Raw genomic sequence first — 13727 nt, 5'->3', positions numbered from 1 at the left:
ACTTTCATGCACAAGCTTAAAAATGCGCAGATGAATGCTCTATCTACCCAGTAAATAGTGTATAAGACCGATCAAAAGACAATAAATTCAAATAAATGAAAAGTTCAAAATTCAAGATTTTTACCTTTCTCGTTGCAATCGGAGTATTGGGCTGTGCAGAAAAAAAAGAATCCGACCCTAACGCTCTAAAAGATGCCTTAGCCATCGAAAAAGAGGAATATTCTGAGGATTGGGCCTCCCTTGGGAAGCATAACGAATCGCCCGAATGGTTTAAAAATTCGAAATTAGGTATCTATTTCCATTGGGGCCTATATTCGGTCCCGGCATTTAAAAACGAATGGTATCCACGTTGGATGCACTTTAAGGACAACGAAGTCTACAAACATCATGTAGAAAAATACGGTGAACCTTCGGAATTCGGGTATCATGATTTTGCACCCATGTTTAAAGCCGAAAAATTCGATGCAGATTCATGGGCACAACTTTTTAAGGATGCAGGAGCCAAATTCGCAGGCCCCGTTGCTGAGCATCACGATGGATATGCCATGTGGGACAGTAAAATTACACCTTGGGATGTTATGGACACCGGACCGAAACGCGATATTACAGGTGAATTGGAAAAAGCGATTAAGGGCAAGGACATGAAATTCATTACTGCCTTTCACCATGCCAAAAACCTACAGCGAAGTACGGAATTGGGGAAAGAAGAATCGTTAAGCCATTATCCCTATTTTGAGGGGATGCCACCAAGTTCCAACGACCCTGACCTACAATTGATGTATGGAAATATGGAACATGAAAAATGGTATAAGGAAGTTTGGTTGGGTAAATTGAAGGAAGTTATAGACAACTACCATCCTGATATTATCTGGTTCGACTATGTACTGGGAGAAATTCCCCAAGAATACCGAAAGGATTTTGCGGCCTATTATCTTAATGAGGCCAAAGATAAAGAGCAAGAGGTGGTAGTAGTTCGAAAGCAGCACGACCTTCCCTTGAGTATGAGCGTAGAAGATTTGGAACAGGCCAGAAAAAACGAAATAGGCACAAAAACATGGATGACAGATGCCACAATAAGTAACGGCAGTTGGTGTTATACTGAAAATCTAGGTGTAAAACCGGCCAAGGATGTATTGCATATGCTTATTGATATTGTAAGCAAAAATGGGGTGCTTTTATTGAACGTTTCCCCAAAATCAGATGGCACCATTCCCGATAATCAAAAAGACGGCCTTTTACAAATGGGTGATTGGCTTAAAAAATATGGAGAGGCCATTTATGATACAGAGGCATGGTACACTTTTGGAGAAGGCCCGACCAAGGAACCGGAGGGTCATTTTGAGAACCATCAAGCCTTTATGAAGCTTACCTATTCCAACAAGGATATTCGCTATACCACAAAGGACTATACCATTTATGGTATCGTGTTAGGATCTGTTGAACCAGCTAAGGAACTTATTCTAAAATCATTCGCCAAAAAAAGCATTTTGGATGTACCTACTATTGAAAATGTCTCCGTTCTGGGGAGTGACGAAAAAATCGTTTGGAGCTATGACGAGGAAAAGGGGCTGACGCTCAAAACACCCTCGAAACCATTGGACGAATTGGCCACAGTAATCGAAGTAACCATATCCCAATAAAAATGACTATTGACTCACACCAACATTTTTGGAAGTACGAACCTGTGAAGCATTCGTGGATAGATGAAAGTATGTCCGCTATCCGAAGGGATTTTTTGCCTTCCGATCTAAAAAAGACGTATGAGGAAAATGGTGTAGATGGCTGTGTGGCCGTACAAGCAGATCAAACGCTGGAAGAGACCAATTTTCTATTGTGGTTAGCAGAAAAACATTCGTTTATCAAAGGTATCGTGGGGTGGGTCGACTTACGTGGAGACCATATCGACGAAAACCTTGAAGAATACAAACAGCATGAAAAGGTCAAGGGCTTCCGGCATATCGTCCAGGGAGAGCCAGACCATAATTTTTTGTTGAGGGCCGATTTTTTACGAGGTATTTCATTTTTGGAAAAATACGATTACGTATATGATATCCTTATTTTTCCGCACCAGCTAGGTGCCGCCTTGGAATTTGTAAAACGATTCCCTCATCAAAAATTTGTTATAGATCATATTGCCAAGCCGTATATTAAAGATGGTTTTTATGAAGGTTGGTCGGTTCTTATGACAGAGATTGCTAAATACGAAAACGTCCATTGCAAATTATCAGGAATGATTACCGAATCCGATTATGCATCCTGGACCCCGCAGCAGATAACGCCTTACATGGATCTGGTGCTAGAGGCCTTTGGGCCTTCAAGACTTATGTACGGTTCCGATTGGCCGGTCTGCTTAGTGGCGGGTACATATAAGCAAGTAAAAAAATTAGTGACCGATTTCATTTCCAAACTCAGCCTTACCGAACAGACGGCCATTATGGGTTTGAACGCAATACAGTTTTATAATTTAAAGTAATAATCAATGGATTTAGGCTTAAAAAACAAAGTAGTAGTGGTTACCGGTTCTGCCGGTCTCAAAGGAAGTATTGGTGACACCATAGTCCAGGCTTTGGCCGATGAAGGAGCTATACCCGTTATAGTTTGCCGTAATGATCGAGGCTATGGTTATGAGTCCGCTTTGCAGGAAAGAGGTATCGATTCCATTTTTGTAAAAACGGACTTGTCGGATCCAGTACAAATAGAAAGCGCTGCAAAAACAATCGGGGATAAATACGGTCAAATTGATGCTTTGATAAATAATGTTGGCGTTAATGACGGGGCCGGTTTGGATGCCTCCATTGACGACTTTATGTATTCCTTGAAATTAAACTTGGTCAGTTTTTTTGCCATGACCAAATATTGTCTACCCTATATCAAAAAGGCAAAAGGGAATATTTTAAATATCGGATCCAAGGTGGCATTGACCGGACAGGGAAATACTTCAGGATACGCAGCTGCAAAAGGAGGCGTTTTGGGGTTGACCCGTGAGTGGGCCGTTGATCTGATCAAAGAAGGCATCCGTTCCAACGCCATTATTATTGCAGAAAGCTGGACCCCTTCCTATGATTCTTGGATAAAAACATTGGAAAATGGCGAAGAGAAATTAAAATCCATAATCAAAAAAATTCCTCTGGGAAATCGGATGACCACCCCACAGGAAATTGCGGACCTCTGTTTATTTACCATCTCTGAAAAATCATCGCATACCACAGGACAATTTATTACCGTCGATGGCGGATATGTACATTTAGATCGGGCACTGTTGACGGAATAAAAGGGAGACAAGCCATAGACCAAATGAACATATCAAACAAAAACCACTAAACCACCCATTATGAAAACGACCCAAAAAATTCCTGTAGTATCAAAATCGGTACTTATCCCTTTTATTTTGATTACCTCCCTATTCGCCTTATGGGGCTTGGCCAATGACATGACCAATCCTATGGTCCGGGGATTCCAAAAAGTACTGGAACTAAGCAATACACAGGCATCTTTGGTACAGTTGGCATTTTACGGAGGCTATTTCACCATGGCCATTCCCGCAGCCTTATTTGTAAATCGTTTTTCCTATAAAAAGGGGGTGTTATTGGGCTTGGTCCTATACGCCGTTGGTGCCCTTTTGTTTTATCCCGCTGCGGCAAAGGAAAGCTATGGCTTCTTTTTAGCGGCCCTGTACATCTTGACTTTTGGGCTGGCCTTTTTGGAAACGACATCAAACCCTTACATCCTTTCCATGGGTGCGGAGGAAACGGCGACCCAACGTTTAAACTTTGCCCAGATGTTCAATCCTGTGGGATCGATTACAGGTTTGCTTATCGCACAAAATTTTGTGTTAGGTGCCCTGCAGTCCGACGATACCAATGCCGATGGAACTCCTATTTTTGATACCTTATCGGAAAGTGCCAAAGCGGTCATTAGAACTTCCGACCTTGAAATTATCCGAAATCCCTATGTCATTTTAGGAATTGTGGTCGCCCTCTTCTTTGTGCTGATCAGTGTGATTAAAATGCCGCAGAACAAGCATCAGGAAACCAAGGTCAATTTCGTGGATTCCGTAAAAAGGTTATGGAAACAACCAAAATTCGCGTTTGGAGTTTTTGCACAGGCATTTTATGTGGGTGCACAGATCATGTGTTGGACCTATGTTTATCAGTATGCAGAAACCCTAGGTATCGACGCCAAATCCGCAGTTTGGTATGGATTGGCAGGATATGTGGTTTTCCTAACGGGTAGGACGATCGGTACGGCCTTAATGAGCAAAATAGATTCCGGTAAATTGTTGATGTTCTTCGGAATAGGCGGAATGCTCACACTGGTCGGGGCTATCTTTCTGCCCGGTATGTTGGGGATTTATTCTTTAGTAGCCACATCTCTGTTCATGTCCATCATGTTTCCCACAATCTATGGGATTGCCCTTGAGGGTCAGGGCGAAGACGCCAAGTTTGGAGCGGCGTTTTTGGTCATGGCCATTGTTGGCGGAGCCTTGTTACCTTATCTTCAAGGGTACATGCTAGACTTTGGAGGGGTTGGTTATGAAGACGTTTCTTTTTTAGGAGTAAGCGAAATGCGTTTTTCTTTTGTGCTTTCGTTGCTATGCCTTTTAGTAGTAGCCATCTATGGCCACAGGACCTATAAAATCTACCATCAAGAAAGATGATGAAAACTTTACGGGAATTTGGTTTGAAGAACAAAATAGGCCTATGGTATCGTTTTTATGGTTTTCTGTTTTGTTTGGCTTTTTCCCAGAATATACAAGCGTTTCAACCGAACAACAGGGAGAAACCCAATATTCTTATCATTTTTACGGACGATCATCGCTATGACGCCATCGGGGCTTTGGGTAACGGTCAAGTAAAAACCCCTAACATCGATGCCCTGATCAACGGCGGCACCACCTTTACCAATGCCTATATCCAAGGGGCCAATTCCGGTGCGGTTTGTGCTCCCAGTCGTGCACAATTATTGACGGGGAGAGGAGTATTTGATCTACCTGATGGCAACGGGCATTACTTCCCAGCAAGCATGATTTCCTTGCCTACCGTTCTAGGGAATTCAGGTTACTTCACTTTTATTACAGGAAAATCGCATAATGGTCCGGAAGCCTCCATGCGGGGTTTTAAGGCGGGCGCCAAACTGTACGGACTTTCCAACGGATATTATATCCCTCATTTTAGAATGCCTTATCAGGACTTTAGGGAGGATGGGGCCTATGGTAGGGAGCATTTGTATTTCGTTGATGGAAAAAAACATGATATTAAGTTAAATCCCGATGAGAATTTGCATCATATCGGGCCACATTCCAGTGAAATTTTTGCCAAGGCGGCTATAGATTTCTTGGAGGGATATGATAAAAAAGACCCTTTTTTACTATATCTCCCATTTCACGCACCACATGATACCCGTAACGCTCCGGTTAAATATCATGAAATGTATCCCATAGAGAAAATAAAACTCCCTCTGAATTTCAAACAGATGCATCCCTTCGATAATGGGGATCTATATATCCGGGACGAAAAATTGGCACCCTACCCCAGAACGGAGCTTGATACTAAAAAGCAGTTAGCCGACTATTATGCCATTATTACCCATATGGATGATCAAATTGGCAAAATACTGCAAACATTGGAACGAAAGGGTATACGGGATAATACCATTATTATTTTTGCCTCAGATAGTGGTTTGGGGATGGGTAGCCAAGGTCTTTTTGGAAAACAAAACCTGTATGATGATGGCGGCATACATGTTCCTTTAGTTTTTAACGGTGCTGGAATTCCCAAAAATGAAAGACGAGAGACTTTGTGCTATACTTTTGATATTTTCCCGACCATCTGTGAACTTAGCGGAACGGAAGTTCCTAATTCTGTAAGAGGGAAAAGTTTAGTGAAATCAATACAGGATTCCCTCGCCGTTCCAATCAGGAAAGAGCTTTATTTTGGGTACACCCATACCCAAAGAGCTTTACGCAACGAACGTTTTAAGTTGATAGAATATGTGGTACAGGGCAGGCGCTATACTCAATTGTTCGATATTCAAAACGATCCTTATGAAACCACAGACCTCAGCAAAGAAAATGGCTATGCCAGGACATTGGAAGATTTGAGACAGCGCTTAATAACACATAGAAAAAAGGGACTGCAGTGGGAGGATAAGTTCTGGGCAAACTTTTAAACGCAATCGTATGAAACCATATTTCATCCATCTTTTGATTTTAAGTCTCTCATTAGTCTCAAAATCGCTCCCCGGGCAAACCTATGATATTTCGGATTATGGAGCTATCGGTGATGGAATTACCTTGAATACCGTAGCCATTCAAACCGCTATAAATGAATGTACACGAAATGGAGGAGGAAAGGTTTTGTTGAAAGGAGGCGGTACTTATATGACAGGCACCATTTACCTGAAGGATAATGTAACGCTCCATGTGGCTAATGGCACTGTTTTATTAGGGAGTCCTAATTACGATGATTATTCAACGGATACTTACAAAAACATGTATAAAAACGAACCTCACATGAACCGTTGTCTCATTTTTGCTAAAGATGCCAAGTCCATAGCCATTGAAGGTTACGGGAAAATTGATGGCAATGGCTATCGTAAGAATTTTAGTGAAGGTCGTCCCATGCTTATTCGGTTCTTGAATTGTGAGGACATTCATCTTAATGATATCACCCTTCTCAATCCGGCCGCTTGGACTTCTGCATGGCTGTATTGTAACAATATTAGTGTTAGCGGTATAACCATTATCAGCAGAGTTAATAACAACGGTGACGGTTTGGATTTTGATGGATGTACCAATGTCCGGGTAACCAACAGCAACTTTGACAATAGTGATGATAGTATCTGCCTACAGGCTTCCCGACCGGATAAACCTTGCAAGAACATCACCGTGAGTAATTGTCATTTTAGCACAAAATGGGGAGGAATGCGGATAGGACTACTCTCCAGGGGCAATATTGAGTCGGTTACCGTAACCAATTGTACCTTTAAGGACATTGACGATTCAGGACTGAAGATACAACAGAACGAAGGAGGTGAAATGAAAAATATGGTTTTCTCCAACCTGGTCATGGAAAATGTACCTAGACCCATTTTTATGACGTTTACACAGCAAAGGGCTTCGGTGGAAACACCTGAAGGCGAACTTGAGCCTTTGCAAAGCATGCATAATTTTATTTTTAGCAACATCGTTGTGGACAATTCAAAACTGGATAAGAATTCTGCTTTTTTCCTGACCGGTTTTCCAGGACATTATATTGAGGATGTTACCATTAGAGATGTTCAGTTTACGGTATCAGGAGGGGGTACCAAGAAAGACGCAAAAAAAACAGACTTGAACGAATATACCCAAGAAGTGCTCAACGGTTGGTGGCCCGAATTCAGTCTGGTCGGTACCTTGCCCGCTTCAGGAATCTACGCAAGACATGTCGATGGCCTTACCTTGGACAACATTAGTATAAAAACTGTGACCAAGGATGCACGTAAACCAGTGGTCCTTGATGATGTTTTAAGAGCCACAATTGATAATATTAAAGTAAATGGAAGTCCCATTACTTTTTAGGTTCCAAGAGTTTGAACATATCCCGGTGGTTGGGCTATACACTATTTTGGTTCAATCCCAGAACTTCTTTCCACTTCGCTATCGGCAGTATATCGTACCACCTTAGGGAAACCTTTGCCCCTGGCATACTGAATTTCCTTTTTCCACACGGTCCGCATCTCAACAAGCTTTGTGACATATAGGGCGTCATTGGCCAAATTGGTGGTCTCATCGGGATCCGCCCTTAAGTTAAATAACTCTTCGTATACTGTAGCTTCTCCTTGTAAAGGCCCCTCTACATAATCGCGATAAATGGCTATATCCGAATCATGTACCTTATAAAGCATACCGGCCGGTGTTATATCCATTTCCTTGGCCGTCTTTATTATTTTACGGGCCGAAAGGTTCTCGTTCTTATAGTAACGGATATATTTCCATTCCTTGTTTTGAACTGACTCGCATCTGGGATTGCCGAAGTGCGTGGACCAAAGGTTTTCCGTATATAGATAGCTCCTAACAGAAGCTTCCGTTCCTGAGAGTATATTGGTCAAATCTCTTCCCTGATAGCTAGTTGGAGCGGAAATACCGGCCATGGAAAGTAATGTCGGTGCTATATCGATACTCTGCACCAGTGCTTCCGATTTTTTCCCCCTTGCAGATTTTTTTGAGGTAGGATCATAAATAATCAGGGGAACATGTGTGGTTACTTCATAACACAAAGCCTTACCCCCCAAGCCGAATTGTCCCATAAAAAGACCATGGTCTGAGGTAAACACAATAATCGTATTCTTGTCCAAGTTCTGCTCCTTTAGCGTTTTACGTAATCGTCCTACAAGACGGTCGATTCCCGTCATGGCTTGTAGTTGTCGTACGTATCGCTCTTTGGTCTCAGTGGGGGTATCCACAAATGCATAAGAAGTTTGCCGATCCTCGGCCTTGTGTATAGTGGGAGGAAGTTTTGGAGTCTCAATATCTTTTTTGGCCACATAATGATTCGGAAGTGGCATCTCCATATCGCGATATAAGGATTTGTACATGGTGTCGTCCGTCTCTCTCATTTCCATACTGGAGGTCCCTGCGCTATGTGGAAGATTAAAACAGACCGATAGCATAAAAGGTTGGTTTTCCGGTCTTTTTTCAACAAACCTCAAGGCGCCTTCAAGTTTTTCTTCGTTGGATAAAAAATCATATACTCCTTCACCGACAACTTCCACCTGGGTTTCTGATTTGGCCCCATCAAAAATCTCGTGACGTTCCTTTGGATAGAAACCTAAATGACCATGCCCGGCATACCAGTAGTCAAAACTACTCTCCATAATACCACTATCATAACCACCCTCACCAACAGGTACATGGTTTTTCCCGATCCAACCTGTGTAGTAGCCATTCTGGCGCATAACCATGGGGTAGGTTTGCTCCCAGGCTTCTTCAGCCATACTGGTGCCGGAATTGAAATTGATGCCGTGTTTTCGCTCAAATTGACTTGTTAGAATGCTGGCGCGACTTGGTGTACAGATTGCACTTGTAATATGGGCATTGGTAAATAGTACTCCCTCTTTAGCAAGGGCATCCAAATGGGGTGTTTTTACAATTGGATTATCTGTACAGCCCATATAGCCATAGGATTGGTCATCCGTTAGAATAAAAACAAAATTTGGCTTTTCTTGACCGAATGTGGTAAATATCCCAATGGCACTGAAAAAGACAATACTAAAAATAAGGCCTAAACGGCTTCTAAAGTGTTTAATCCTCCCAATGCGCATCGACTACCTTTTGAATATGTGGATAGTTTTTATCAGTTTCGTTTAAGTCCTTCCGCATCCTTGCCAGTTGTAGCTTAAGATCTGAAATAATATCAGCGTATTCCGGATTGCCATAAGCGTTGTTCATCTCTTTGGGATCCTTTTTTAGATCATAAAACTCCCAGGCCACCGGTGTGTGGTTTGCAAAATCATTTCCCCAACTCTTTTTGTTCCAAGTGGCATCGGGGTCATCCGTGTCCACCCAATATTTCCCATAAAAGAAAATCAATTTGTAATCCTTCGTACGTATACCAAAATGGGCCGGATTCTGATGTTTGTGGGCCAAGTGCATCCAATACCGATAATAGGTGGCCTTTTGCCAATCTTCCGGCTCCTCCCCTGTTTCCAAAATGGATTTAAAACTATTTCCTTGCATATAGTCGGGCGTTGCACCACCGGCCAACTCTATGAGGGTCGGTGCAAAATCCGTATTGTTGATAATGGCATCGGTTCTTGTTCCGCCGTTAATGGATTTTGGATAACGAACAAAAAAGGGCATGCGCATGGATTCATCATACATCCATCTTTTATCGATATAATCATGCTCGCCCAACATAAAACCTTGATCTCCGGTATAGACAATAATTGTGTTTTCCAATAGGCCTTCTTCCTCCAAATAGTCAATTAATCGTTGTATGTTATCATCGACACCTTTAACACAGCGCAAATATTTCTTTAGGTAATCCTGGTATACTTTACTCGTATATTCCCTTTCAGCTGGATCCATATCCCACTTTACAAACTCATGGGATTCAATATCCTTGGCATCCCTATATTTTGTGTAGATCGTGCTATCATTCCAGTAAATGTTCATGGCCTGGTTCCGAATCAGGTTCCTGTGCGAAACTGAAGAACCTATAATCCGGGTCAAGGAATCCCTCATTCCTCTGGTAGCTATGGAACCGTTATTTTCATTGTCGTACAGGCTTTCAGGCTCGGGAATAAAAGTATCCGCCAAATAGTCCTCATATCTGGGGGCGTATTCAAAGTCGTCGTGAGGCGCCTTAAAATGGTGCATCAGAAAAAACGGTTTATCGGGATCCCGTTGGTTCTTTAAATAATCCAAGGTAATATCCATGATCTTATCCGACGAATGTCCTTTGCTCTGGACTATATTTTCCGGCCAAGGCTTATCTCCACGGACACGAAACTCCGGATCGAAATATTTTCCTTGGGAAGGCAATACCTGATAAAAATCAAAGGCCTCAGGTTCTTTTTTCAAATGCCATTTACCTACTATCGCCGTATGATATCCCAATTCTTTCATCTCTTTGGGCAAATATTGTCTTTCTGGATCTATATGCCCTTCGAGGTCGATTACACCATTGGTCTGTGCCCTTTGCCCTGTAATAATAGCTGCTCTACTGGGTACACAAATAGAATTGTTCACAAAACAGTTATCAAAAATCAACCCTTCTTTCGCAATCCTGTCCAGATTGGGCGTAGGATCCAAACCGGCCAATCGACTTCCGTAGACTCCCAATGCCTGTGTGGTATGGTCGTCGGACATAATGAAAATTATATTGGGCCGATTTTGAGTTTCTAGTGTTTCTTTGGTATTACATGCCAAAATCAAGATTGAAAAAAGAATATAAATGGGGAAAGACCGACTTCTAAAAAAAAGTGACATTTGGATATATTTTACCCTTTAAAAATAGGGAATACTAAAGAGTTTCACGGAAGTGGTGAACAATAATCTATGACAAATGATCAAAAAATTAGACCCGCTCCAGTTTTATTGGAGGTGTATGGTGTGCATTCCACTGGCAAACGTATACATTTTTGTCCTCATCTACACACACATCATGCCCATGATTAAAAATTGGGGTCTTTGATTGATACATTTTCTGCAACTTGCCATTTTTGTATTGGGGCGCTTCCCCACCAGGATTGGAGACCACTTTATTGTCCTTATCCAGAATAGTAACAAAACCGGTATCCCTCACATAATCCTTTCCTTCCCGGGTCTGGGACCAACATACACCAGAGTAGATGTTGGAATCATCCATAACCGGTCTACAAATAAATGCTCCCGGCAACTCCACTGTCTTAATGTATTGGCCGTTCAAAGTAAAAAACTTAAAACTGTTGGTAGCTCTGGAAGTAACAATCAAAACCGGATTTTCCTTATTGCGATAATCCACGGTTACACCATGGGCATTTCTCAAGTTCAAATTTTCGTCCTCATGGTCATGGCCACCCCATTTTCTAATAAACTCCCCCTTGGCGTTGAATTGTAATATATAATCGGAGCCATAGCCATCCGTAACATAGATGTCCCCGTTGGGACCTATTGCCGTTTCTGTGGGAAGGTAATCCTGATCTTTTGAATACACCCCAATAGTGCGCGGATCCGGTAACATAAACAATAGTCTGCCGTCCACTGTGGTCTTACTTACCATACCGGACTGTTTGGTCCACTTTCCGGACCTGTCTTGAAACCATCCACAATCCACAATGTAAAGCATGTCCTCTCCCCCTTCATCATGAAGGGTCAATCCGTGACCTCCAGGGTATCTAGTACCCCAATAATCCAAAAGCTTTCCCGATTTATCAAAGACCAGAACATTATTGTCCGTATGATCTCCCAACATAATCAATCGGCCCTTGCTATCCATTTGCATTTCATGGCAATTGAGAATGGGGTTGTGACCTACCGTCATTTTAGCCCAATCCTTTTGGACCTTGTATCTAAAATCCCCATGTCCGATTATCTCATCTTCCGGCAATCTATTTTTTACGATTCCAAATGCAAAAGAAGGAAGGGTGGCCATAGCCGTACCTGCCATCGTGGTTTTTTTCAAGAAATCTCTTCTACTTTCCATTATTGGGTCATTGTTTGGTTTAGGTTGTTGATAGGATACTTCTTTAAGCTAATAAATCCTTCACCACGTGGCCGTGTACATCGGTGAGGCGGTAACGCCTACCTTGGTGTTTAAAGGTCAACCTTTCATGGTCAATACCGAAAAGGTGCATCAATGTCGCATGAAAGTCATGAACATGTACCGGATCTTTTACCACGTTGTAACTAAAATCGTCCGTTTCCCCATAGGTGAATCCGGGTTTTACCCCAGCACCCGCCATCCACATGGTAAATGCCTTCGGGTGATGGTCTCGTCCATAGTTTTCGTTGGTGAGCTGTCCTTGGGAATAAACAGTACGTCCAAACTCGCCGCCCCAGATTACAAGGGTATCCTCCAGCATTCCCCGCTGCTTTAAATCTTTTATCAAAGCGGCATTGGCCTGATCAGTGAGTTTACATTGATTACGGACTCCACCAGGACAACCAATATGCTGATCCCATCCCTGGTGATACAATTGTACAAACTTTACATCTTTTTCTAATAACTTCCGGGCCATAAGACAATTGGCGGCATAAGTACCCGGATCCCTACTATCTTCCCCGTACATATCAAAAATGTAATCCGGTTCATCAGAAATATCCGTTACTTCCGGCACCGATGTTTGCATCCGAAAGGCCATTTCATATTGTGTCATTCGGGCCATTATCTCAGGATCACCATAGGCATCATGTTGCAGTTCGTTAAGTTTTCCCAAGTAATCCAACATTTTCCTTCGGTCATTGCCATCATAGTTTTTGGGGTCGCTTAAATACAATACAGGATCTTTGCCCGATCGGAATTGTACCCCTTGATGTTCCGTTGGTAAAAAACCGTTACCCCATAGGCGTGAATACAAAGGCTGACCACCCATGCCTTTGGTAATCAAAGTAATAAAGGTGGGAAGGTTATCGTTGTCCGATCCAAGCCCATAACTCAACCAAGCTCCTATGGACGGCCTGCCGGGCAATTGACTTCCCGTCTGGAGAAAAGTAATGGCAGGATCATGATTAATAGCATCCGTCTGCATGGATTTTATAAAGCATAGATCATCGACCACTTCAGCGGTATGCGGCATCAATTCACTCACCCAAGCCCGTGATTCCCCGTACTGTTGAAAATCCATGATCGATGGTGCAATCGGAAAAGTAGTCTGTTCGGCACTCATCGCCGTAAGGCGTTGTCCCTGTCGTACGGAATCCGGTAAGTCCTTCCCGAACATGTCCCTTAATTTGGGTTTGTAATCGAACATATCCAATTGGGAAGGTCCACCACTCTGGAAAAGGTAGACGATGCGTTTGGCTTTGGGCAAATGATGGGGAAGTCCCAATCCATTTCTATTGAAGAGGTTGGTACCTTTCTGATCGGAACCTGCCATTGCGCCAAAGGCCTTTTCGGTATTTAATAGGGAACCCAAAGCCAGGGCTCCCAGGCCCAGGGAGGTCTTGGTCAAAAAATTCCTTCTATCCCATTGCTGTTCTACTTGTTGTAGATCCTTATTGTTCGATTTTAAAATGTCGTGACGGTGACACATAACTTTGGTCTGTT

The 13727-nt window shown here is 42.6% G+C and carries 10 protein-coding genes; 6 read left to right on the top strand and 4 right to left on the bottom strand.

Annotation, left to right across the window (positions count from 1 at the left end; genetic code table 11):
* The first annotated feature begins 95 nt into the window (after nt 1-95).
* The 6 genes from D7Z94_RS08025 to D7Z94_RS08000 are packed head-to-tail and all read left to right on the top strand — an operon-like array spanning nt 96 to nt 7558.
* Nucleotides 96-1640 carry an alpha-L-fucosidase gene (locus D7Z94_RS08025; RefSeq protein ID WP_120711055.1) on the top strand — a complete coding sequence of 515 codons (1545 nt, stop codon included), beginning with the start codon at nt 96-98 and terminating at the stop codon, nt 1638-1640.
* 2 nt (nt 1641-1642) lie between these two features.
* Nucleotides 1643-2473 carry an amidohydrolase family protein gene (locus D7Z94_RS08020; RefSeq protein ID WP_120711054.1) on the top strand — a complete coding sequence of 277 codons (831 nt, stop codon included), beginning with the start codon at nt 1643-1645 and terminating at the stop codon, nt 2471-2473.
* A gap of 6 nt (nt 2474-2479) precedes the next feature.
* Complete coding sequence (locus D7Z94_RS08015) at nt 2480-3271, top strand: SDR family oxidoreductase (protein WP_120711053.1); 792 nt, start codon at nt 2480-2482, stop codon at nt 3269-3271.
* Between the two features lie 60 nt (nt 3272-3331).
* Nucleotides 3332-4657, top strand: coding sequence for an L-fucose:H+ symporter permease (gene fucP / locus D7Z94_RS08010; protein WP_120711052.1), 1326 nt, complete (start codon nt 3332-3334; stop codon nt 4655-4657).
* Entirely contained in the window at nt 4654-6168 is a 1515-nt protein-coding gene (locus tag D7Z94_RS08005; RefSeq protein ID WP_120711051.1) for a sulfatase-like hydrolase/transferase, read from the top strand. Before fucP ends, D7Z94_RS08005 begins: the two co-directional genes overlap by 4 nt.
* 10 nt (nt 6169-6178) lie before the next feature.
* On the top strand, nt 6179-7558 hold the full coding sequence (locus D7Z94_RS08000; protein ID WP_120711050.1) for a glycoside hydrolase family 28 protein: 1380 nt from the start codon (nt 6179-6181) through the stop codon (nt 7556-7558).
* A 41-nt stretch (nt 7559-7599) separates the two neighbouring features.
* On the opposite strand, the gene D7Z94_RS07995 is transcribed toward D7Z94_RS08000, so the two are convergent.
* From D7Z94_RS07995 to D7Z94_RS07980, 4 genes are all read right to left on the bottom strand, one after another.
* On the bottom strand, nt 7600-9300 hold the full coding sequence (locus D7Z94_RS07995) for a sulfatase-like hydrolase/transferase (protein ID WP_120711049.1): 1701 nt from the start codon (nt 9298-9300) through the stop codon (nt 7600-7602).
* Nucleotides 9281-10849, bottom strand: a complete 1569-nt coding sequence (locus D7Z94_RS07990; protein WP_245967159.1) for a sulfatase family protein — start codon at nt 10847-10849, stop codon at nt 9281-9283. The genes D7Z94_RS07995 and D7Z94_RS07990 overlap by 20 nt, the downstream gene beginning before the upstream one ends.
* A 208-nt stretch (nt 10850-11057) precedes the next feature.
* The gene (locus tag D7Z94_RS07985) at nt 11058-12164 is read right to left on the bottom strand and encodes a twin-arginine translocation signal domain-containing protein (protein WP_120711047.1); all 1107 of its coding nucleotides are present in this window, start codon (nt 12162-12164) and stop codon (nt 11058-11060) included.
* A gap of 43 nt (nt 12165-12207) precedes the next feature.
* Nucleotides 12208-13713 carry a DUF1501 domain-containing protein gene (locus D7Z94_RS07980; RefSeq protein ID WP_120711046.1) on the bottom strand — a complete coding sequence of 502 codons (1506 nt, stop codon included), beginning with the start codon at nt 13711-13713 and terminating at the stop codon, nt 12208-12210.
* Between the last annotated feature and the right edge of the window lie 14 nt (nt 13714-13727).

It is taken from the genome of Ulvibacterium marinum (assembly GCF_003626755.1).
Lineage (GTDB): Bacteria > Bacteroidota > Bacteroidia > Flavobacteriales > Flavobacteriaceae > Ulvibacterium > Ulvibacterium marinum.
Note: the sequence above shows the minus strand (reverse complement) of the source record. Positions and strands in the feature narration are given on the sequence as shown.